The organism is Sphingomonas aquatilis, from assembly GCF_014196115.1.
Taxonomy (GTDB): Bacteria; Pseudomonadota; Alphaproteobacteria; order Sphingomonadales; family Sphingomonadaceae; genus Sphingomonas; species Sphingomonas aquatilis.
The window spans coordinates 38,188-60,437 of sequence record NZ_JACIDB010000003.1; the positions used below are offsets into that span (position 1 = coordinate 38,188).

At 67.6% G+C, this 22,250-nt stretch carries 13 protein-coding genes, 1 pseudogene and 1 riboswitch; of the genes and pseudogenes, 9 read left to right on the forward strand and 5 right to left on the reverse strand.

Going from position 1 to position 22,250, the window contains the following annotated elements:
• Positions 1-46: 46 nt before the first annotated feature.
• Entirely contained in the window at positions 47-1,036 is a 990-nt protein-coding gene (locus tag GGR47_RS08910) for an alpha/beta hydrolase (RefSeq protein ID WP_183949512.1), read from the forward strand.
• A 28-nt stretch (positions 1,037-1,064) separates the two neighbouring features.
• On the opposite strand, the gene GGR47_RS08915 is transcribed toward GGR47_RS08910, so the two are convergent.
• The 3 genes from GGR47_RS08915 to GGR47_RS08925 all read right to left on the reverse strand — a co-directional run bounded on the left by GGR47_RS08915 (position 1,065) and on the right by GGR47_RS08925 (position 6,169).
• Entirely contained in the window at positions 1,065-2,093 is a 1,029-nt protein-coding gene (locus GGR47_RS08915; RefSeq protein ID WP_183949513.1) for a methionine synthase, read from the reverse strand.
• A gap of 28 nt (positions 2,094-2,121) precedes the next feature.
• A complete protein-coding gene (locus GGR47_RS08920) occupies positions 2,122-3,108 on the reverse strand; it encodes a putative oxygenase MesX (RefSeq protein WP_147036639.1) in 987 nt (328 codons plus the stop codon).
• 124 nt (positions 3,109-3,232) lie between these two features.
• Positions 3,233-3,456, reverse strand: a riboswitch (cobalamin riboswitch).
• A gap of 148 nt (positions 3,457-3,604) precedes the next feature.
• The gene (locus GGR47_RS08925; protein ID WP_147036640.1) at positions 3,605-6,169 is read right to left on the reverse strand and encodes a TonB-dependent receptor; all 2,565 of its coding nucleotides are present in this window, start codon (positions 6,167-6,169) and stop codon (positions 3,605-3,607) included.
• A gap of 273 nt (positions 6,170-6,442) precedes the next feature.
• Here GGR47_RS08925 and GGR47_RS08930 point away from each other — a divergent pair, with 273 nt between their 5' ends.
• The 3 genes and pseudogenes from GGR47_RS08930 (at position 6,443) to GGR47_RS08940 (ending at position 11,527) form a co-directional block, all read left to right on the forward strand.
• Positions 6,443-8,857 carry a TonB-dependent receptor gene (locus GGR47_RS08930; RefSeq protein ID WP_147036641.1) on the forward strand — a complete coding sequence of 805 codons (2,415 nt, stop codon included), beginning with the start codon at positions 6,443-6,445 and terminating at the stop codon, positions 8,855-8,857.
• A complete protein-coding gene (locus GGR47_RS08935) occupies positions 8,857-10,173 on the forward strand; it encodes an alkaline phosphatase family protein (RefSeq protein ID WP_147036642.1) in 1,317 nt (438 codons plus the stop codon). The genes GGR47_RS08930 and GGR47_RS08935 overlap by 1 nt, the downstream gene beginning before the upstream one ends.
• 160 nt (positions 10,174-10,333) lie before the next feature.
• Positions 10,334-11,527: pseudogene (locus tag GGR47_RS08940) on the forward strand (acetyltransferase domain-containing protein).
• A 6-nt stretch (positions 11,528-11,533) separates the two neighbouring features.
• Here the strand turns inward: GGR47_RS08940 and GGR47_RS08945 are convergent.
• The gene (locus tag GGR47_RS08945; RefSeq protein WP_147036643.1) at positions 11,534-12,388 is read right to left on the reverse strand and encodes an alpha/beta hydrolase family protein; all 855 of its coding nucleotides are present in this window, start codon (positions 12,386-12,388) and stop codon (positions 11,534-11,536) included.
• A gap of 161 nt (positions 12,389-12,549) precedes the next feature.
• Here GGR47_RS08945 and GGR47_RS08950 point away from each other — a divergent pair, with 161 nt between their 5' ends.
• The 5 genes from GGR47_RS08950 to GGR47_RS08970 all read left to right on the forward strand — a co-directional run bounded on the left by GGR47_RS08950 (position 12,550) and on the right by GGR47_RS08970 (position 20,617).
• A complete protein-coding gene (locus GGR47_RS08950) occupies positions 12,550-13,143 on the forward strand; it encodes an RNA polymerase sigma factor (RefSeq protein WP_226341845.1) in 594 nt (197 codons plus the stop codon).
• Positions 13,140-14,090, forward strand: coding sequence for a FecR family protein (locus GGR47_RS08955; protein WP_147036644.1), 951 nt, complete (start codon positions 13,140-13,142; stop codon positions 14,088-14,090). The genes GGR47_RS08950 and GGR47_RS08955 overlap by 4 nt, the downstream gene beginning before the upstream one ends.
• 90 nt (positions 14,091-14,180) lie before the next feature.
• Positions 14,181-17,054, forward strand: a complete 2,874-nt coding sequence (locus GGR47_RS08960) for a TonB-dependent receptor (RefSeq protein ID WP_147036645.1) — start codon at positions 14,181-14,183, stop codon at positions 17,052-17,054.
• Positions 17,051-19,099, forward strand: a complete 2,049-nt coding sequence (locus GGR47_RS08965) for a glucosidase family protein (protein WP_147036646.1) — start codon at positions 17,051-17,053, stop codon at positions 19,097-19,099. Before GGR47_RS08960 ends, GGR47_RS08965 begins: the two co-directional genes overlap by 4 nt.
• A 39-nt stretch (positions 19,100-19,138) precedes the next feature.
• Positions 19,139-20,617: a tryptophan halogenase family protein gene (locus GGR47_RS08970; protein WP_183949514.1), complete on the forward strand. Its 1,479-nt coding sequence runs from the start codon at positions 19,139-19,141 to the stop codon at positions 20,615-20,617.
• Positions 20,618-20,788: 171 nt separating this feature from the next.
• Here GGR47_RS08970 and GGR47_RS08975 read toward each other — a convergent pair whose 3' ends face one another.
• Positions 20,789-22,246: an amidohydrolase gene (locus GGR47_RS08975; RefSeq protein WP_147035167.1), complete on the reverse strand. Its 1,458-nt coding sequence runs from the start codon at positions 22,244-22,246 to the stop codon at positions 20,789-20,791.
• Between the last annotated feature and the right edge of the window lie 4 nt (positions 22,247-22,250).

The window sequence follows — 22,250 nt, forward strand, 5'->3', positions numbered from 1 at the left end:
CGGGTGCGTCGGTCGTGAAGGCCGGCGCACGCCTTTTTTGGAGGATATGCGGGTGGCTGGCATCGATCGTCGTCAGGCATTGCTCGGAACGCTTGCGGCGGCTGGCATGGCGGCATCGACGCGCGCGCGCAGCCCTGTGGCGGGGGCGGTCCCCGCCGATCCGTCCGAAACCATCCTGTTATGGCCGGGCGGCGCCCCCGGTATGCCCGCGACGCCGCCCAAAGAGGTGATCGACGAGCGCAGCACGGACCCGGCGGTCCGCGACCGCGCGATGTACGGCATCACCCGGCCGCGGCTCGTCGTCTTCCGGCCCCGCGTGCCGAATGGCAGCGCGGTGCTGGTGATGCCCGGCGGCGGCTATCGCTGGGTCGTCGTCGACAAGGAGGGCTATGAGATCGGCCGCTGGCTGGCGGAGCGAGGCTATACGGTCTTCGTCCTGTTCTATCGCCTGCCGGGCGAGGGGTGGGCGGCAGGACCCGATGTCGCGCTGTCCGATGCGCAGCGCGCGATGCGCCTGATCCGCGCGCGGGCCGATTCCTATGGCATCCGCCCGGATCGCGTAGCGGCGATGGGCTTTTCGGCGGGGGGGCACGTGTGCGGCGACCTAGCGACGCGCTTCGCCCGGTCGACCTATGCGCCGGTCGATGCGGCCGACCGGCTGTCCGCACGGCCCGACCTCGCCGCGCTCCTCTATGCTGTCCAGTCGATGACGCCGCCGCTGGCGCATGCAGGGTCGCGGGCGCGCCTGCTCGGGCCCGATCCCTCGCCCGCACTCGAGACGGCGCACAGTCCGGCCGCGAACGTCCGTCGCGATACGCCGCCCTGTTTCCTGGTCCATGCCGAAGACGACGACGCGGTGGCCGTCGACAACACGCTGGCGATGCGCGCGGCGCTGAAGGCGGCGGGTGTCTCCGTGGAAACCCATTTGTTTGCGAAAGGCGGCCACGGCTTCGGCCTGCGCCGCGCGGCCGGCAAGCCGGCGGCGGCGTGGCCGGAGCTGTTCCGGCAATGGGCGATGTCGCAGGGACTGGGCTGACGGACGCCGTCAGCCCGGTGCCGGATGATCAGGCCGACACTTCCGCGCGGACGATCGCGGCGCCTGCCGCCAGCGCGTGCAGCTTGCCCTGGGCGACGCCGCGCGACAGGGGGGCCATGCCGCAATTGGTGGCGGGGTAGAGCTTGTCCGCATCGACGAAGCGCAGCGCGTTGCGCAGCGTGTCCGCGACCTCTTCGGGCGTTTCCACGCGATCCGTCGCGACGTCGATCGCGCCGACCATCACCGTCTTGCCGCGGATGAGTTCGATCAGGTCCATCGGCACGCGCGAATTCTGGCATTCCAATGAGACGATATCGATCGTCGAGGCCTGCAGATTGGGGAAGGTCTGCTCATATTGCCGCCATGCGGACCCGAGCGTCTTCTTCCAGTCGGTGTTCGCCTTGATGCCATAGCCGTAGCAGATGTGGACTGCGGTTTTCGCCTTCAGCCCCTGTGCGGCGCGTTCCAGCGTGGCGATGCCCCAGTCGTTCGCTTCGTCAAAGAAGACGTTGAAGGCAGGCTCGTCGAACTGGATGATATCGACGCCGACTGCTTCCAGCTCGCGGGCTTCCTCATTGAGGATGCAGGCAAATTCCCAGGCCAGCTTTTCGCGGCTGCGATAATGCGCGTCGTAGAGCGTATCGATCATGGTCATCGGCCCGGGCAGCGTCCATTTGATCGGCTGGCGGGTCTGCGCGCGCAGGAAGCGCGCATCGTCGACGAAGACCGGCGCGGGGCGCGACACCGCACCCACGACGGTCGGTACGCTGGCGTCGTAGCGGTTGCGGATGCGCACCGTCTCGCGCTGTTCGAAATCGACGCCGTCCAGATGTTCGATGAACGTGGTGACGAAATGCTGGCGCGTCTGTTCGCCGTCGCCGACGATGTCGATCCCCGCCTGCCGCTGGTCGTCGACCGCGAGGCGCAGCGCGTCCTGCTTGCCCGTGATCAGGTCATCGCCCTCCAGCCGCCACGGCGACCAGAGCGTTTCGGGTTGGGCAAGCCAGGCGGGTTTGGGCAGGCTGCCCGCGGTGGTCGTCGGCAGAAGTGTCGTCATGATCAGGATACCTTCGCGTTCGGGGCGATTACAGGCCGCAGGTCGCGGACCAGCGCTGCAGCGCGGGGCCATGCGGTTTGATGAGATGGGCTTCGGCAAATCGGCCCTGCTCGACGGCGAGGCGGCTGCGCTCTTCGCGATCGTAGACGATGCGGGTCAGCGAATAATCCTGCTCGTCCAGGCTGGGCTGATAGCGGGCCGCGGCCGCCGAATTGGCGTTGTAGATTTCGGGGCGATAGATTTTCTGGAAGGTCTCCATCACGCTGATCGTGCTGGCGAGTTCGAGGTTGGTGTAGCCGTCGACCAGATCGCCGATATGGTAGAAGGCGAGCGGCGCGACGCTGTGCGGCGGCATGAAGTAGCGCGCGGTCATCCCCATCTTCGCAAAATACAGGTCGGTGGGCGAACGCGTGTCGGCCGCATATTCCACCCCCAGGATGGGGTGGACATTGGTCGTCCGGTGATAAACCTGCTTGCTGGACACGCTGAGGCAGATGACGGGCGGCTTGTCGAACTGCTCACGATAGGCGTCCGACGACAGGAAATGCTTGAACAGATTGCCGTGCAGGTCGCCGAACTGGGCGGGCGCACCGGTGTTTCCCGACTGGCGCAGGTGATCGGGCAGCACGACGCTGAAGTCGTAATCGCGGATGTAGGACGAGAAATTGTTGCCCACCATGCCGGCGATGCACGCGCCGCTGCGCGTGTCGGTGACGCGCGTGTGCAGGATTTCAATCAGCGGAAACGCCTCGTCGTGCGCGTCGGGGCCGATGCGCAGCGCGGCCGACACGATGTCGAGCGCCACGGTGTAGCGGTCACCCGTCGGATTGTCCCAATGCATCAGCGAATTGAAGCGCCGGTCGATCATCACCAGCGTGTTGCGCAGATTGTCCCGGCGGCTCTCCCCGCGTGCCAGGTTGGCGAAATTGGTGGTGATGCGCGTGGTGTCGGCGGGGCGATAGTCCTCGTCGAACGGGATGCTGCTTATGGTGAACGTAAAGCCGCTATTCGTCATGACTCACCTGCTGTTGACGAACAGGGGCATGGAAGAGCGCGCATGGCGTGAGCGAGGCCCGAATGGCGTGCGCCGTGGACCGTCCGCGTCAAGCGCGATCCACCGGAGGAACCCCCGTCCGAGGAACGTTATGGCGTCGGAGGCAGGTCTCCTGGCTCACGGGTCAACGCGGTGGTTCCGGCCTTCCCGGGCGCGGGTGCAGCGCCCAGTGACACGAAATGGAACCGCCGCTCGCCGCTTACAGTTGCGGGGGCAGCGCCGGATTTTGCCCGCAAGGGGCATCACCGGCTTCCCGTCTTAGCCCCATCGCCATGCCTGGGATGGGGAACCTCGACATGCGTCTTGGACAGGATCGAGCGGCATTTGTCAAGCGAGATATAAAGATATCTTTATATCGTTATGTTGGGTCGGCGGGGCATGCCACCCATAGAAAAGCAGCGCCGATGGGGGACATCGGCGCTGCTGAGAACGGCGTGATTTTGGCTGGCGGGCGGCCTCAATAGGCGGCCGACAGCGTCAGGAACCACTGGCGCGGCGGGATCGGGAAGCCCGAGTAATTGTTCGTCGCCGATCCGACGCCGAGGGTCGAAATGCCCTTCTTGTCGAACAGGTTGGTGACATTGAGCGCCAGTTCCGCCTTGCGCAGCGGGATGACGCCCTCCGGCACCCGCGCCGCGACGCGCAGCGAGGTAAGGAAGTAGGAGGGCACCTTCGCATCGTTGCTGAACGTCGCGTAGCGCGCGCCGACATAATCGCCGATAACTTGCACCTCGATCGGGTCGAGCGAGAGGGTCGCGACCGACTTGTTCATCCATTTGGGGATGCCGGGCAGCTGCTTGCCGCAGGTCGGCACGATGCCGCCGGCGACCAGATAGCCGCCGATGCAGGTGTCCGTTGCCGCGCCGATGCCGCTGGCGGTCGAGGTATAGTCGCGCTTGTACTTCGACAGATTGTACGACGCGGCATTGTACAGTGACAGGATGCGGCCGAAGCGCAGCGTGAAGGCGGCGTCGACACCGTCGGTCTTTACGTTACCGACGTTGACCAGGATCGAGGTGCCGCCGGTGATCGCACCGCCGGCGATGCCGCCCGGATTGGTCGAGATCGCCAGCAGCCGGTCCTGGAAGTCGACGTGATAGTAATTGACCTGCGCGCTGAAGCCGATGCCGCCGCCGAAGCTGCGGTTGCTGCGCAGGCCGGCTTCATAGGTCCAGCTGCTTTCCGGCCGGCCGCTCTGCGCGAAGGCGTCGAACGCCGCCTGGCTGCCCGTGAACCACGGGCCGCCGCCGCCCGCCAGATAGGCCTGATATTGCCGCAGGTTCTTCTGCGCGTTGGCATAGAGCTGTTCGTGGCCGTTGACGTCATAGGTCGCGCCGACCGCGGGCAGGAACCAGCGCAGCGTATTGATTCGCCCCTGCGGCAGGTTGCCGGTCAGGCCGGACAGCGAACCGACCACCGGCTGCACCGGGAAGCGGCCGGTCGCCCATTGCGCACTGGTCTTGAAGCCCGCCTGGATCAGCAGACGGTCGAACGCCTGCCAGCTGTCCTGCAGGTGCAGCTGCAGCTGTTCGATCTTCGCATCGCCCTGATATTGCGTGAACAGCGGCTGCGCGACCGAGAGCGGGCGGATGTAGGGCGTGCTGTTGCCCGGCGTGTTGACGTCGACGCCATACCAGCGGCGCCACTGCGTCGTGCTGTTATGTTCGAACCAGCCGCCCAGTTCCACCTTATGTGCGCCGAGATCGAGGTCGAGCGCGGAGATGATGCCCCAGCGGTCGATGCGATATTCGGTGGTGCGGGTGATCAGGCCCGACCCGCCCGTCGCGGCGACCAGCGCGGCCCCGGCCGCGGCCGCCTGCGCATCGGTGCGCGCGGTGCAGCTCGTCGGGCGGATGCCGTTGGTGTTGGCGGTGAAGCGGCAGTTGCTGGGCAAGGTCGCATACGCCGGATCGAGATAGGCCTGCGCGGTCGTGATCGACTGGCCGAGCGGCCCGGCGACGACGCCGACGCCGTCATTGTGATGGTAATAGGCCGTGTTGGTCAGCGTGATATTTTTGGCGAGGCGTGCCTCGTACCGGCCATAGGCGAGGTAATCGGTGCGCTGCGCATCCGAGTAATAATTACGGTAATTGCCGCCTTCCGCCGCGGGCGAGTTGCCGAGCGCGCTGAGGTAATTGGTGCGATAGCCGTTGAAGTCCGGGTAGAAGAACGGCTTCGTGTACGGCGTGTAGAGCTGCGTCGCGCTGGCGGTGTTGCCGGCCGAGGGCTTGAAGAAGACCGTCGAATCCTCGTTCGGCTGCGTCATGTCGTTATAGTCGAAGTACAGCGTCAGCTTGCCGAGGCTGTCATCGTGAACGAACTTGGCGTTCGCCTGCCAGCCGCCCTGAATGCCGTTGAAGTCCCACGCGCGGGCCCGCTGGCGGACGCCCGACACATAGGCGCTGTTGGTGCCGCCGCCGAAGGTGCCGGTGTCGATCCGCACGAAGGTGCGCGACGTGTCATAGCTGCCGACGGTCTGCGCGGCCTGAATGCCGAGCGTCGGCAGTGGGCTGGACGAATAGGTCTCGACCGTGCCGCCCAAATTGCTGTTCGACGCGGTGGCCAGGTCGCCCGCGCCGGTCGCGACGACGACGCGGCCGACGTTTTCCGAAATCACCGCGCGCTGCGGCGACAGGCCGTTGTAATTGCCGTAGCTCTGGTCGCCGAGTGGGATGCCGTCCATCGTATAGCCGAGCTGGTTGCCGGCAAAGCCATGGATGAAGATCTGGGCGTTCTGTTCGTTGTTCCCCCACGGATCGGCGGTGACGTACAGCACGCCGGGCAGCGTCTGGATTGCTTTGAGCGGGCTGACGCCGGGCAGAATCTTCTGCATCTCGGTGCCGGGCAGTTCCACCGCGGTGCGCGTGCGGCCACCGGTGACGACGATGGCGGCGGGCTCCCCGGCGGCATCCGTTGTATCGTCCGCAGGGGCGGGGGCCGTCTGCGCCTGCTGCGCACGGACGGCGACGGGACTGACGGATGCAACGGCTACGGCCAGTAGCGACACGGACGGACGGATCATGTTCGGCTTTTCCCCCACAACCGCAAAGACGTATGCGGCTCGGCGGCGCGGTAGAGCGCTTTCGCGGCAGATTTGCTGCACCGCGGCAACAGATCGGTGACAGGTCTGCGGCGGTTCGATGACGCCGCGGCGCAAGGCCCGAACAAGGGTGGGGGGGTGTCACGAAACTGTCTTTGACGCGTCATGACGGGCATGCCGAATTGTAGCACGGCCGTAACGATCGCCGCCCAATGCCGCCCCGACAGGCCGAATGGGCCAAAGGGGACCTACATCATGATCGCTTGCAAATGGCTTCTGTGTGCCGCGCCGATGGCGCTCGTCGCGGGCAATGCCGCGGCGCAGACCGTGTCGGCGGATGCCGCCGCGACGGCGCAGGTCGAAACGCCCGCCGCCACGGATGCCGCCGACGCCCCGTCGGGCGACATCGTCGTGCTCGGCTTCGGCCGGACGCGTCAGGTGCAGACCGTGTCGGCGATCGAGATGGAGCGCCTAACCCCCGGCACGTCGCCGCTGAAGGCGATCGCCAAGCTGCCCGGCGTGAACTTCCAGTCGGCCGATGCTTTCGGGGCCTATGAATGGTCGACGCGCATATCGCTGCGCGGCTTCAACCAGAACCAGCTGGGCTTCACGCTCGACGGCGTGCCGCTGGGCGACATGAGCTACGGCAACGTCAACGGCCTGCACGTCAGCCGTGCGATCATCTCCGAAAACCTCGCGAGCACCACCGTGGCGCAGGGCGCGGGTGCGCTCGGCACCGCCTCGACCAGCAACCTGGGCGGTACGATCGAATTCGTCAGCCGCAAGCCGTCGGACACGTTCGACCTGGTCGGCTCCGGCACCTATGGCAGCAACAATACGTGGCGCGGCTTCGCGCGGCTCGACACGGGCGATCTCGGCGGCGGGCTGAAGGGCTATATCAGCTACGGTTATCTCACCACCGACAAGTGGAAGGGCTTCGGTTCGCAGCGCCAGCATCAGGTCAATGCGAAGCTGATGGAGGATCTGGGGTCGCGTGGCAGCATCACCGCCTTCGTCGATTATTCGGATCGTCGCGAAAACGACTATCAGGACCTCAGCCTCGACATCATCCGTCGCCGCGGGCTGAACAACGATAATATCTCGGACAACTACCCGCTCGCGCTGCAGATCGCGCGCGTCTACCAGAATCAGGCGACGCTGGCGGCCTATCAGGCGGCGAACAACGGATCGTCGGTGGGGTATGTCGCGCCCTGGACCGGCGCGGGCTTCACCCTGCCGAGCGGATTCGGCACGGCCGACGATGCCTATTACGATGCGGCGGGCCTGCGGCGCGACTGGCTGGCGGGTGTCACGTTCGACGGCAAGCTGACCGACGCGCTGTCGATCGTCTCGACGACCTATTACCACCACAACAAGGGGCAGGGATCGTGGATCACGCCCTATTCGCCGACGCCGGCCGGCGCGCTCGGCGGCAATGGCCAGCCGCTGCCGCTCGCATCGACCGCGGCCTATAACCTCGCCTCGCCGCTCGGCTTCCGCACCACCGAATATGGCATCGATCGCGGCGGCAACATTACCCGCCTGACGCTGGAGACGGGCGCGAATCGGCTGGAGTTCGGCGGCTGGTACGAAAGCAACAGCTTCACCCAGGCGCGGCGTTTCTATGGGATGAGCAACACGACGCCCGATCGCAACGCCCGCGATTTCCAGTCGAACGCCTATCGTACGCAGTGGAACGGCAAGTACGACACTGAGACGCTGCAATATTTCGTGGCGGATACGCTGACGCTCGGCGACCTGACGCTGAACGGCGGCTGGAAGGGCATGCGCGTCAAGAACCAGGCGAACCTGCTGGTCGGCACGCTCGTCAACGGCAAGATCAAGGCGGAGGACTGGTTCCTGCCGCAGGTCGGCGCGGTCTATCGCCTGGGTGGCGGCGCGGAGCTGTTCGCCAGCTATACCGAAAACATGCGCGCCTTCGTCTCGTCGGCGACGACCGGTCCGTTCGCGACGACGCAGGATGGCTTCAACGGCATCCGCAACACGCTGAAGCCCGAAACGTCGAAGACGGTCGAGGGCGGCGCGCGTGTGCGCAGCGGCGGTTTGCAGCTGTCGGCGGCGGGCTATTTCATCGACTTCTCGAACCGCCTGCTCACCTTCTCGAACGGCGCGGGGATCATCGGCAACCCGCCGACGCTGAACAATGCGGGCAGCGTCCACAGCTATGGCGCCGAAGTGTCGGCCTATTACCGCGTCGTCCAGCCACTCTCGCTGTTCGCCAGCTATTCGTACAACCACGCGACCTATCAGAACGACGTGCGCAATGCCGCGGGCACCGTGCTGACCGCGACCGCGGGCAAGACGGTGGTGGATACGCCGGAGCATATGGTGAAGGGCGAGATCGTCTATGACGACGGCAGCGTCTTCGCTCGCGCCGGCGCGGACTATATGTCGAAGCGCTACTTCACCTATCTGAACGACCAGTCGGTGCCCGGCCGCGTGCTGGTGGATGCCAGCATCGGCTATCGCTTCGGCGAGGGCACGGGTATGTTCCATGGCTTCGCGATCGAGGGCAGCGTGACCAACCTGACCGACAAGAAGTACATCTCGACGATCGGGTCGAACGGCTTCATCGCGAGCGGGGACAATCAGACGCTGCTCGCGGGCGCGCCGCGCCAGTTCTTCGTCACGCTGCGTCGGGGCTTCTGATGCGGCGGCTCGCGACCCTCATCGCGCTGCTGCTGGCAAGCCCGGCAGCGGCATCGCCGGTGCTGCTGATCTCGCTCGACGGCCTGCGCCCCGGCGATATCAGCGACGCGAAGGTACGGGGCATGACCCTCCCTGTGCTCAGCGGCCTGCGGGCGGAGGGCGCGAGCGCACAAGGGGTGGTGGGCGTCCTGCCGACGCTCACCTACCCCAGCCACACCACGCTGGTGACGGGCGTGTCGCCCGGCCGGCATGGCGTGGTGAACAACCTGACGTTTGATCCCGAACAGAAGAACCAGGGCGGCTGGTATTGGTATACGTCGGACGTGAAGGTGCCGACCCTGTGGCAGGCGGCGCATGCCGCGGGCCTATCGACCGCCAACGTCCACTGGCCGGTGACCGTCGGCGCGACCGGGATCGATGAGAATTTGCCGCAGATCTGGCGGGCCGGCACCGAGGACGATCGCAAGCTGCTGACCGCGCTGGCCACGCCCGGCCTCGTCGCGCGGCTGGAACGCCGCGTCGGTGCCCGCTATCCGCAGGGGATCGACGAGACGGTGGAGGGCGATGCGCAGCGCGTCGCCTTTGCCGAGGCGCTGCTGGCCGACAAGCCGCAATTCACGACGGTGTACCTCGCCGGTATCGATCATACCGAACATCACGACGGCCCGGACTCGGCGGCGGCGAAGGCTGCGATCGAGGCGACCGATGCGCTGGTCGGGCGGCTGGTGCGCGCGGCCCGCGCGGCGATGCCGGACGTGACGGTGGTCGTCGTGTCCGACCATGGCTTCCTGCCGGTGAGCACGGACATCAATCTGTTCAAGCCGTTCATCGATGCGGGGCTCATCACGCTCGATGCCAAGGGGCAGGTGACGGGCTGGCAGGCGATGCCGTGGATTGCGGGCGGCACGGCGGCGATCCGCCTCGCCCGGCCCGACGATGCCGCGCTGCTCGCCAAGGTGCGCGGCGTGCTCGCGGCGATGGCCGCGGATCCAGCGTATAAGATCGCCAGCGTTCTCGACCGCAGCGCGATCGCCAAGGCGGGCGGGGATGGCGAGGCGAGCTTCCTCGTCGCGATGCAGCCGGGCACGGAGACGGGGCGCGATCCGGCGGCGCCGATCGCGAAGCCGTCCGTCTATAAGGGCATGCACGGCTACGTCCCCTGGGACCCGGCGATGCGATCGACGCTGATCGTCGCCGGGCCGGGGATCGCCAAAGGCAAGGACCTGGGCGTCGTCGACATGCGCGCGATCGCGCCGTCGATCGCGCGGCGGCTGGGCGCGAGCCTGCCGTCGGCGGAGATGCCGGCGGTCTTCTGACGATCCGGGGCACCGTTCGACCGTATTGGCGCTGATATAGTGTAACATTCGGCTTGTGCCGGATGCCGCGATCGACCAAAGGGCATCGGTCGTTGCGCCGCATCGTCGTGGTCGTGCGCACCGAGCGAACCCACGGAGACTGGCGACGATGACGGCTGCTTTGCCCGCCACGGCGACGATGGTGGCGGACACGGGGGAGCGGCGCGCCGCTCGTCCCGCGGCGCGCCTGCGATTGCAGGGGATCGACGCGCTGCGCGGCTTCGTCATGCTGGTGATGCTGCTCGATCACTTACGCGAAACATGGTTCCTGCACGTTCCCGTGCCCGATCCGGTCGATGCGCGGGTGATGCTGCCCGCTTTGTATCTGGGTCGGCTGGCGGCGAGCCTGTGCGCGCCGGTGTTCGTCGTACTGACCGGCCTGTCGGCCTATCTGTTCTCTACGCGGCATACGTTGGCGGAGACGCGCGCGTTTCTGGTCAAGCGCGGGCTGGTGCTGATGGCGCTCGACGTCTTCTACCTGTCCGAATTGTATTGGGGCGTCGCGAGTCCGACGATCTGGCTGCAGGTGATGTGATGCATCGGTGTGTGCATGATCGTGCTCGCAGCGCTGATCGGTCTGCCGCGCCGGGTGTTGCTGGCGGTGGGGCTCGGAATTGTGTGCGGGCACAATCTGCTCGATCCCATTCATCTGCGTGCCGGCGATCCGCTGTTCCCGCTGTGGGCGATGCTGCACCAGCGTGACGTGATCGCGCTGCCGTTCGGACTGGTCGCCAAGACGACCTATCCGGTGCTGCCGTGGATCGGCGTCATCCTGCTCGGATGGTCGATCGGGCCGTGGTTCGGCGGCGACGTACCCGCGGCCGCCCGTCGCCGGCGGCTGGTCATGACCGGCGGCGGCATGCTGCTGCTGTTCGCGGCGCTGCGGCTGGCGAACGTCTATGGCGATGCGCCGTGGTTCGTCGTTGAGGGCGATGCGATGCGGACGTGGATGAGCGTCTTCGCGCTCACCAAATATCCACCCTCGCTGTTGTTCCTGCTGCTGACGCTCGGCTGCGGCGCGCTGCTGCTCGCGGCATTCGACCGGCTGGACGGCACCAGGCTGGTTGCGGCACTCGCGGTATTCGGGGCGGCGCCGATGTTCTTCTACCTGCTACACCTCACCGTCCTGCGCCTGCTCTATCACAGCGCCTTCGCGATCTGGGGGGCGACGCATGGCGCGACGTTCGGCGTGGATGATTACGGCTGGGTGCTGTTGTGGTATGTCGCGCTGATCGTGCCGCTCTACCTGCCGACGGCCTGGTTCGCGCGGTTCAAGGCGCGGCGGCGGGACATCGCCTGGCTGAAATATCTGTAGCGGCCGCTATCGCCCCGCCGGCATCACGCGCTTCAGGAACGCGGAGACCGGCCGTTCCCACACCGACGGATCGGCCTTGGCGAAGGTCTTGTGGCCATCGTCGCCGAAGGACGGCAGGCCGACGAAGGTGACCGGCGGCGTCGAAGCACTGGCATAGGCCGCGTACATGCGGTGGGCGAGATCGCGGCGGAAGAAATGGTCGTTGGCGGCGTAGAGCCACACTTGCGGCACGCGATTGCCCGCGCCGAAATGGCCTTCGGCGGCGATCAGCCGGTCTTCGCCGCCGCATATATGCTCCTTGCCGTCGCCGCCGCGCCCGCCGGCAAAGCTGATGACGCCGACGACACCCGGCGGCGGCGTGTCGGCGAGCGCGACCGCGCCGAAGCCACCGGCGGACTGGCCGACCACGACGATCCGCGTGGGGTCGGCACCCGGCAGCGTTGCGGCGGCAGAGACGATGGCGCGCTCGACCGCGGCGGTCTTCTCTCCCGCGGCGACGTAATTCTCGTCCTGGCATCGCCCGGCGGCCTCGAGATACGATCCGCTCGACGTGCCGAAACCGGGGCGGAGCGCGGTGACGACCATATAGCCATGGTCGACGAACCACGCGGCGGCGCGGACGAAGCCGAGCTCGACGCCGGGGAACTTGCTCTTGTCGGGCGGCGTGCCGTGATTGATCACGACCAGCGGGAAGGGCCCCGACCCCGCCGGTCGGTACACGCGCGCGGCGAGTTGATAGCCGGTGCCGTCGATCGTGATGGGCAGCGTGCCGTCGGCCACCGTCGCGCGGGGCGCCGCCATCGCGGGCGACGCGATGGCCATGCCGTATGTCGTCAGTGCCGTGATCAGGACCTTGCGCATTCGAACTGTCCTCCAGCGTCGTATACGGCGCAGGATGCGGCGCGGCGCGGGGCCGAGGCAAGTGAACTCGACGACAGGTTTCCGATATGTCCGGCGGCAATTGCGACAGGCCATCGACGGAAAGTGCGCGCTGCTGCATCTAGGGGTGTCGGGGAGAAGCCGTGCATTCGGATCAGCTAGTTGCCTGGGTCGGTCGTCACATCCTGCCGCATGAGCGGCGGTTGCGCGTCTGGCTGCGTGCGGCCTTCCCGACGGTGGACGTGGACGATGTGGTGCAGGAAACCTATTGCCGGATCAGCGGGCTGGACCGGTTCGATCATATCGACGATCCGCTGCGCTACGTCTTCCGCACCGCGCGCAACGTGGTGCTGGAACAGATCCGGCGCGAACGCGTGGTGAGCATCGAGGCGGCGAGCGGGCTGGCCGAGCTGGAACTGGTGCCCGAACCCGCCGGATCGCCCGAGGAGATCGTCGCCGGCCGTCATGCGCTGGCGCGGATCGAGCGACTGATCGATGCGCTGCCCGATCGCGCGCGCACCATCTTCCGCCTGCGCAAGATCGAAGGCATCGGCCAACGCGATATCGCCGCACGGCTGCGGATATCGGAAACGGTGGTCGAGAATGACGTGGCGCGGGGCTTGCGCCGCATCCTCGAACAGCTGACCGAGGAAGAGAAAGCGGAACTGCCGATCCGTCGCCGCCGACCGGCGGCCGTGCCGCGGGCGCGCGGCCGCGACGGGGAGACGCGGCGATGATCGCGGAAACCGCCAGCCGCTGGGCGGCCGCGCTGGATCGCGGGCTCGATGCGCCGGAGCAGGCCCAGTTGGCCGCCTGGTTGCAGGACGATCCGCGCCACCGCGGCGCGCTGCTTCGCGCGCAGGCGGCGCTGAGCCTGCTCGACCGTGGTCGCGCGCTGTCCGGCATCGAGCAGGAGGCGCAGGACGAGGCACCCCTGCCATCGCGCAGGCGGTGGTGGCGCCTGGGCGGTGCGGCGGTTGCGGCGGCGCTGGTCGCCGGTGTCGGCATCGGTCTATGGCCCGATCGGGCGGCGCGGATCGACACGGCGCTCGGCGAGATCCGGCGCATGCCGCTGGCCGACGGATCGGTCGCGGTGGTCAACAGCGGCACGGCGCTGCGCGTCGCCTTCACGCCCGCGCGCCGCAATGTCGAACTGGCGAGCGGCGAGGCGTGGTTCCAGGTCGCGCACAATCCGAAGCGGCCCTTCGTAGTGGCGAGCGGTCCGGTGCGGGTGCAGGCGGTCGGCACCGCCTTCGACGTCCGGCGGCAGGGGGATGCGGCGCGGGTCGTGGTGACCAAGGGCATCGTGCGCATCTGGACCGAGGGAAGCGGTGTCGCACCGATCGACGTCAGCGCCGGCCATGCCGCGACGATCGACGCCAGCGAGCGGATCGCGGTGCGCACGGTGTCCCCCCAGACGTCGGACCAGCAATTGGCGTGGCGCGACGGGCGCATCGTGCTCGACGACATGACGCTGCGCGACGCCGTCGCGGAGTTCAACCGCTACAATAGCGATCGGCTGGAGGTGGCGCCGGCGCTGGCCGGCCGGCGCGTGGTCGGCTGGTTCCGCACCTACGACATGGAAGGGTTCGCCAACGCCAGCGCGGCGATGGTCGGCGGCCGCGTCGAACGGCACACCCTGTCCGGCGGCGGTGAGGTAACGCGGATCGTCCCCGCAAAATAATTCGTCCACCACTGACGGAAATAGGGCCGCAATACATCCTTGAGGGCACGCGCCATGCGAAGCGCGGACACAGTTTCAGGGAGGGGTTCCATGCGCACCGGTCATATCTTCAGTCTGCCTCTGGTTTCGGTCGCGGCGATCGCCGCGGGGATTGCGACGCCTGCCGTCGCCGCCCAGCCCGCGGTCCGCACGTTCAACGTGCCGCGCCAGCCCGCCGCCACGGGCCTCGTCCGCTTCGCGCAGCAGGCCGGCATCCAGATCCTCGCGCCCAGCGACGTCACCCGCGGCCAGACGGTCGAGGCGGTGAAGGGCCAGCTCAGCATCCAGGAAGGCCTGCGTCGCCTGATTGCGACCAGCCGCCTGCGCCTCGTCTCGTTCGACGGCCGTACCGCGGTGATCGCCGCGGGCGCGCAGGGGGCCGCCCCGCGCACCGTCAGCTATGGCGTGCCGCAGGAGACGACCGCCGCGCCGACCGGCGCCGACCCCACGCAGGTCGCCGACACCGCCGCCGCGGACGACAACCCGCAGAACGACATCATCGTCACCGGCAACACTTCCGACAAGCGGACGCTGTTCAACTCGTCGTCGAACGTGACGCTGGTCAATGCCGCCGACCTGCTGCGCAAGGCGCCGCGCTCCACCGCCGACACGCTCGAACTGGTGCCGGGCGTGTTCGTCGAAGGCACGGCGGGTCCGATCTCGAACAATTATTCGGTGCGCGGCCTGCGCGGTGGCGGCCAGAGCTTCATCACGCTGGAAGAGGACGGCATGCCGATCCTGTACGGCGGTGGCGGTGCCGACTTCTACTTCCAGAACGACATCACGATCGCGCGCATGGAAGCGGTGCAGGGCGGCACGTCGGGGGTGCTGGCGCCGAACGGCGCGGGTGCGACGATCAACTTCATCTCGATGAAGCCCGATCACGACAAGGCGACCGCGATGGTCCGCTACACCGGCACCACTTATGGCGACCTGCGCGCCGACGGCTATTTCTCCGCGCCGATCGCGGATGGCTGGGCGTTCAACGTCGGCGGCTATGTCACGTCGCAGCGCGGCGTGCGGCGCACGCCGTTCACCTTCAACGCCTATGACGTGAAGGCGATGCTGGAGAAGCAGTTCGCCGGTGGCGGCTTCGTGCGCTTCACCGTCAAGCATGGTGACAAGCACTTCCCCTATTATGCCGACATGCCGTTCCGCGTCGCGACCGACGGCACGATCAGCAGCGTGCCCAGCCTGGACCTGAAGCGCGACGACGTCGGCGGGCGCGGCTTCACCCAGTTCCTCGTGCCCAATGCGCCCGCGACGGGCCAGAGCCTGCGCCGCTTCAGCTCGGCCGATGGCGTCCACGTCAAGTCGACGACCTATCGCATGGATGTCGAGGTGCCGGTTACCCCAAGCCTGCGCCTGTTCGGTCGCGCGCGCTATCTGGACGGATCGTACGATTTCAACGGCATCTTCCCGGGCAGCGGATCGGGCACGGCGGGCCTGACCTCGGCGGTCAACTACCTCAATCCGGCCGTCTCGCCGCTCGCCGGGCTGACGCCGCTCAATGGCTCGACGCTCACCTATTTCCAGGTGGCGGCGGCGCGCTTCCCCAACACCGCGCAATATGGCCTGCGCAACATCCGCACCGGCCAGGTGATCGCGGCGTCGGATACGGCGACGCTGAACGCGCTGAACGGCAACGGCCTGCTCCAGCAGACGGTGCTCAACCACCAGACGCTCGCGACCAAGGACTTCGGCAGCGACTTCGGCGTGAAGTGGGATGCGGGCGGCAGCAATATCGACAATTCGCTGACCGTCGGCGGCATGGTGTACAACGTACGCCGTCGCAACAACCAGTCGGCGGTCGCGACGGTGCTGAACGACGTGCGCAACGATTCCAACGTCTATGACATGGTGGCGCTGAACGCCGGGGGCGGCGTGATCGGATCGCTGACCAACAACGGCATGGTCAATTACGGCAATTGGGGCCAGGGTCTGTTCAACGACGAGGTCACGTCGCTCTCGGCCTATTTCAACGACGAACTGACGATCGGCGACAAGCTGCACATCGACTTCGGTGCGCGCTATGAGCACCAGCACGTCCGCGTCGATATCGGCAATACCGCCGGGACCAACGCGCTCGTCCCGGCCGGCACGCCGGGTATCTACGACAATGTCGGCAGCACGTTCAATGGCACCTACACACGCCAGACAGCGAATTACTCCGACTGGGCCTATACCGCGGGCATCAACTATGAGCTGACCGACCATGTCGCGCTGTACGTGCGCGGTGCGCATGGCTTCCAGACCAACGGCGGCGACACGGGCGGTACGCACGCACCGACCGGGCTGACGCTGTATGAAGGCGGTGTGCGGTTCAATGCCCGGGGCTTCAACGCCTCGGTCATCGGCTTCCGCACCGAATTCCGCGATCAGAACTACCAGTTCATCAACCCGGCCAACCCGGCACAGGCGAGCAATGCGCTGGCGGACAATTTCACCAATGGCGTACAGGTCAATGCGACGCTGCGTCCGGTGCAGTTCTTCAGCGTCGATGTGCAGGGCGTTTATCAGGACCCCAAGCTCAGCAACCTGCGCTTCAACGGCGTTGCGCAGCCGCAATATAACGGCAACACGCCGGAGCGGACGCCCAAGAAGCTGCTGACGGTGACGCCGTCGTTCATCCTGCCGGGCGGGCTGGGCGAGATCTATGGTCGCTGGAAGTATATCGGCAAGATCTTCGCCGACAGCGGCAACGGCATCGCGCTGCCCGACTATAGCGTCTTCTCGGTCGGTGCGAGCATCGACGCGACGCCGCGGCTCAACCTGTCGGTCAGCGTCGACAACCTGACCGATACGAAGGGCTTCACCGAAGGCAACCCGCGGCAGGGCCAGACGCAGACGATCGTCAACGGCTATTTCTACGGTCGTGCGATCGTCGGTCGCAACGCGCTGTTCAGCGCGACGCTGAAGCTGTGAGGGTGAAGGCGGGGTTGCGGCTGTCGCTCGGTCTGGCGATGGCCCTGGTGTTGACCGGGGCGGGCGCCGCGCCTGCTCAGGTCGAGCATTATGCGGTGCGTGAGGGGCTGAACGTCAACAGCTTCACGCGCGCCGGCCCGGTCGCGGCGCATGTCGTGCTGCGATCGGGCAAGCAACCCCGCCTGCTCGTCGCCTTTCCGGCGGGCAATAGCGGCACCGCTCTCTGGTTCGAACCGCTGGCCAAGGACGCCGAATGGCGGCTGGAGGGCGAACCGCAACCGGTGACGGTGCGCGACGCCAAGGGGCGCCCGCTGCATGGCGTACGCTTCGTGGCGACGATCGCGGCGGACCGGCTGGTGCCGCGCCAGGCCGTGCTTTCCAGCATCCGTGTGCTGCGCGACTATCAGGCGCTGGGCAAGGCACCCGCCGAAGTGCTGACGCCGGCACGGATGACCGGTGACACGATCCGCTGGTCGCGCGATCGGCTCGACGGGGCGGCGGGGTACGACCTAGCGATGCGGGTGACCGGCGGTGCGATCAAGGATGGCGCCATCCTTGCCGGCAAGGACGGAACGATCCGCTTCGCCGTCACCGCGCTGACCGGCGAGACGCCGCTGCCCCCGCGTGGCGGCGCGGACCTGCTCAATACCAAGGCCCAGCCCGATCCGGGTGCGCGCAACGCGCTGACCTTCCTCAGCTATGCCGAGAAATATCTGGCGGGGTCGTGGCGCTTCGACACCTATTTCGGGCGCGACACGCTGATGTCCGTCCGGCTGCTGATGCCCGCGCTGCAACCCGCAGCGGTGGAAACGGGGCTGGCCTCGGTTCTCGCCCGCCTGTCGCCGCAGGGCGAGGTGGCGCATGAGGAGGATATCGGCGAGTTCGCGATCCTCGATCATCAAAAGGCGGACGGCAGCCTGTCCGACGCGCCGGTCTACAATTACAACATGGTCGACAGCGACTATATGCTCGCCCCGGTCGCGCGGGCGTGGCTGCTCGATGATGCCCGTGGGCGGACGCGGGCGGCGGCGTTTCTGGCGCAGCGCGTCGGGGCTGAGACGATGGGCGCGCGTATGGTGCGCAACCTGCGCTTCGTGCTGCAGCAGGCGGCGCCCTTCGCCAGCGATCCCGTCGCCGGCAAACTGATCGCGTTGAAGCCCGGCATGGATGCCGGCGAATGGCGCGACAGCAACGACGGGCTGGCGGGCGGGCGCATCCCCTATGACGTCAACGCGGTGCTGGTCCCCGCCGCGCTGGATTCCGCCGCGGCGTTGCAGGCGAGCGGGCTGCTCCGTCCCTATCGGGCTGCCAGCGACGCGCCGGCGTTCGCGGGCGCCCGTGCGGTCGCCGATGTGTGGCGTGCCAAGGCCCCGCCGCTGTTCGACGTAACGCTGCCCGCCGCCGCGGCACGGCAGGCGGTGAGCCGCTACGCTGGCACGATCGGCGTGGCCGCGGCGCCCGCGCTTGCGGCAATCGGCAATGCGCCGGTCCGCTTCCCGGCGATCGCGCTCGACGCGCAGGGGCGTCCGATTCCGGTGCAGAACAGCGATCCGGGCTTTGCCCTGTTGTTCGAAACGCCGTCGGCCGACGCGCTGCGCGTCATGGCGAGCGGCTTCATCGATGCGTTCCCGGCGGGGCTGCGTACCGGAGCGGGCATGCTCGTCGCCAATCCCGCCTTTGCCGATGCGGCGATCCAGCGGAAATTTTCGCCCAACGCCTATCACGGCACGGTGGTGTGGAGCTGGCAGCAGGCGCTGGTCGCGGCCGGGCTGGCGCGGCAGCTCGAACGGCGCGATCTGCCGGCCGACGTCCGCGCACAGCTGACCCGCGCGCAATCCTGCCTCTGGGACGGGATCGATGCGACGAAGAGCGTCCAGAGTTCGGAGCTGTGGTCGTGGCGCTACGCCGATGGCCGCTACAGTGTCGTGCCGTTCGGCGCGGCGGGCGCGGATGTCGATGAATCCAACGCGGCGCAATTGTGGAGCACGGTCTATCTCGCGCGGCGCCGACCGACCGGAACAGCGGTGGCCTGCACGGGGAGATGACGCTCGCCGACACAATCCCGATCGGATAGGCTCGGCGGCATGAGCGACACACGCATTCGTCGGATCGTGATCCTGGGCGGGGGCACGGCGGGCTGGATGACCGCCGCGGCGTTGTCGCGCGCGCTGGCGGGGCAGGGGGTCGCCATCACCCTGGTCGAATCCGATGCGATCGGGACGATCGGGGTCGGCGAGGCGACGATCCCTACCATCCACTGGTTCAACCAGATCATCGGCCTGGACGAGCGGCAGTTCATGGCCGAGACCAAGGCGACGGTGAAGCTCGGCATCGAGTTCGTCGGCTGGAACGGCGAGGGCAGCCGCTACTTCCACCCCTTCGGCACGTTCGGGCCGCCGGGCGACGGCGCGATGTTCCTCCACCGCCTCATCCGCGCGCGCGCCGATGGCGATACCGCGTCCACCGAAGCCTATTCGTTGACCGCGCAGGCCGCGCGCGCCGGCCGCTTCACGCGACCGGTGCCCGATCGACGCTCGCTGCTGTCGACGCTGGGCTATGCCTATCACTTCGATGCCGGGCTCTACGCGCGCTACCTGCGCGGGCTCGCCGAACGCGCGGGCGTCACCCGGATCGAGGGCATGGTCGCGTCGGTCGAACGGCATGACGACAGCGGATACGTCCGGTCGCTGACGCTGGCGGATGGACAGGTCGTCGCCGGCGACCTTTTCATCGACTGTTCGGGGCTGCGCGGCCTGCTGATCGGCGAGACGTTGGGTGTGGGCTATGACGACTGGTCGCACTGGCTGCCCTGCGATCGGGCCTGGGCGGCGCCGAGCGCGGCGGAGGTCGGCCGCACGCCCTTCACCCGTGCGACTGCGGCGGAGGCGGGCTGGCGCTGGCGCATTCCGCTCCAGCACCGGGTCGGCAACGGCTATGTCTTCGCGAGCCGCTTTCAGGACGAAGAGGCGGCGCGCGCGTCGCTGATCGCCGGAATGGACGGGCCGCCGCTCACCAATCCGCGCCTGATCCGCTTCACGCCCGGCATGCGACGCGAGGCGTGGCGCGCCAATGTCGTCGCGATCGGCCTGTCGAGCGGCTTCCTGGAGCCGCTGGAATCAACCAGCATCCACCTGATCCAGAGCGGCATCGCCAAGCTGCTGTCGCTGTTCCCGGGGGCCGGTTGCTCACCGCTGTTGGCGCGACAGTTCAACCGCGTGTTCGGGCAGGAAATGCTCGACGTGCGCGACTTCCTGATCCTGCACTATCACGCCACGATGGGCCGTACCGAGCCGATGTGGCAGGAGCGGCAGGCCATGGCGATCCCGGATACGCTCGCCGAGAAGATCGCGCATTTCCGTGCTTCGGGCCGGATCGTGCTGTCGAGTGACGAGCTGTTCCGCGACGCGAGCTGGTTCGCCGTGCTTGACGGGCAGGGGGTGCGGCCGGGCGATCATAACCCGTTGATCGAAGCGGTGGGGCGCGACGACAATCTGCGCCAGCTGGCGGCGTTGCGCGCCGACATTGCGAAGGTGACGGCCACGTTGCCACCTCTACCGGCGTGATACGCCGCTGATGTTGCGCCCCGTCCTGCGTCGGAACCGTGTCCGCGGGCGGTGAGGTCACCCCGCTCCGTGTTATGGTCTGGCGAACGCGGCGGGCAACGCCGCGCTCGCCACGCGGCTTCTCGGGCGGCTGGCGGATGCGCTCCCCGACCTGCCGGCCCGATAGGCCGGTCAGCTCGCCGGCGTCGCGGTCTTGCGATAGTCGAGCGGGGGTTTGCGGTCACCGAGCATCGCCTTGTAGGTGAAGCCGTGGCCGCGGCGGCGGTTGAGCTCGGCCTTGGCCTCGGTGAGGGTCTGCGGGCTGCGCATCAGATCGGCGGCAGTGAGCGCGATCGTCTTCGCCGCGACCGTACCGCCCTTCGCGCCGATCGACATGCCCGAGGCGGCGACCGCCTGCCAACTGTGGGCGGGCGTGCCCGGCACCCAGGTCGCCGCGCCGAGGCCGATGGTCGGCACCACCCACGATACGTCGGCGACGTCGGTCGATCCGCCGCCATCGCCATCGGAGATCGGCGCAACGGCGGAGACGCTGTCCAGCGCCCGCTGCGTCGGCAGCGTCGGTTGCAGGCGACCGGCCCAGGCGGTTTCCTCCGCCGTCCAGCGCGGGCCGCCGACGGCGTGCAGGTTCGCATCCATCACCTTGGCCAGCGTCTCGCTCGCCAGCATCGAATAGACGCCGCCGGTCGCCTCGAACTCGGATGTCGTGCCGGTCGCCAGCGCCGCGCCCTCGGCCGCCTTCTGGACGCGCGCCATGACGTCGCGGACGACCTGCGGGTCGGTGTGGCGGACGTAATAATAGCTCTCGGCGAAATCGGGAACGACGTTGGGGGCCTCGCCACCGTTGGTGATGACATAATGGATGCGCGTCTTCATCGGGATGTGTTCGCGCAGGTAATTGACCGCGACGTTCATCACCTCGACGCCGTCGAGCGCGGAGCGGCCCTTGTCGGGCGCGGCGGAGGCGTGCGCCGACACGCCGTGGAAGCGGAACTTGCCCGAGATATTGGCCTGGCTGGCGCCAGTGCTGACGCCGTTCGAATCGCTGGGATGCCAGTGAAGGACGGCGTCGACGTCGTTGAACAGCCCGGCGCGAACCAGATAGACCTTGCCCGATCCGCCTTCTTCCGCCGGCGAACCGTAGATGCGGACTTCGCCATCGATCGCGTTCGCAACCATCCAGTCCTTGACCGCGATCGCCGCGGTGACCGACGCCGCACCGAAGATGTTGTGGCCGCAGCCGTGGCCGGCGGCCTGGCCGGGAATGGGATCGCGCTTGGTATCGGCGCGCTGGGCGAGGCCGGGGAGGGCGTCATATTCGGCGAGGATGCCGATCACCGGCCCCTTGCCGCCGCGCTTGAAGCTGGCGACGAAGGCGGTCGGCATGCCGGCGACGCCCGGCGTGACGGTGAAGCCGGCGCGCTTCAGTTCGGCCTGGAGCAGCGCGCTGCTCTTAGTTTCCTGGTAGCCGACCTCCGCCGCGTTCCAGATCGCGAGCGCGGTCTTGGCGAGATCGGGCGAGCGGGCGTCGACGTCGGCAAGGATCGCCTGTCGCTCCGGGGCGGCAATCTGCGCGGTGGCCGGGGTCGCGGTGAGAAGGGCGATGATGGGGGCGATGGCGGGGCGGTGCATGGCG

Coding starts and splice junctions, on each gene's coding strand:
- GGR47_RS08915 (WP_183949513.1), bottom strand. CDS start 2,093: ATGACGACACTTCTGCCGACGACCACCGCGGGCAGCCTGCCCAAACCC.
- GGR47_RS08960 (WP_147036645.1), top strand. CDS start 14,181: ATGCGCACCGGTCATATCTTCAGTCTGCCTCTGGTTTCGGTCGCGGCG.
- GGR47_RS08935 (WP_147036642.1), top strand. CDS start 8,857: ATGCGGCGGCTCGCGACCCTCATCGCGCTGCTGCTGGCAAGCCCGGCA.
- GGR47_RS08955 (WP_147036644.1), top strand. CDS start 13,140: ATGATCGCGGAAACCGCCAGCCGCTGGGCGGCCGCGCTGGATCGCGGG.
- GGR47_RS08910 (WP_183949512.1), top strand. CDS start 47: ATGCGGGTGGCTGGCATCGATCGTCGTCAGGCATTGCTCGGAACGCTT.
- GGR47_RS08975 (WP_147035167.1), bottom strand. CDS start 22,246: ATGCACCGCCCCGCCATCGCCCCCATCATCGCCCTTCTCACCGCGACC.
- GGR47_RS08930 (WP_147036641.1), top strand. CDS start 6,443: ATGATCGCTTGCAAATGGCTTCTGTGTGCCGCGCCGATGGCGCTCGTC.
- GGR47_RS08920 (WP_147036639.1), bottom strand. CDS start 3,108: ATGACGAATAGCGGCTTTACGTTCACCATAAGCAGCATCCCGTTCGAC.
- GGR47_RS08945 (WP_147036643.1), bottom strand. CDS start 12,388: ATGCGCAAGGTCCTGATCACGGCACTGACGACATACGGCATGGCCATC.
- GGR47_RS08925 (WP_147036640.1), bottom strand. CDS start 6,169: ATGATCCGTCCGTCCGTGTCGCTACTGGCCGTAGCCGTTGCATCCGTC.
- GGR47_RS08970 (WP_183949514.1), top strand. CDS start 19,139: ATGAGCGACACACGCATTCGTCGGATCGTGATCCTGGGCGGGGGCACG.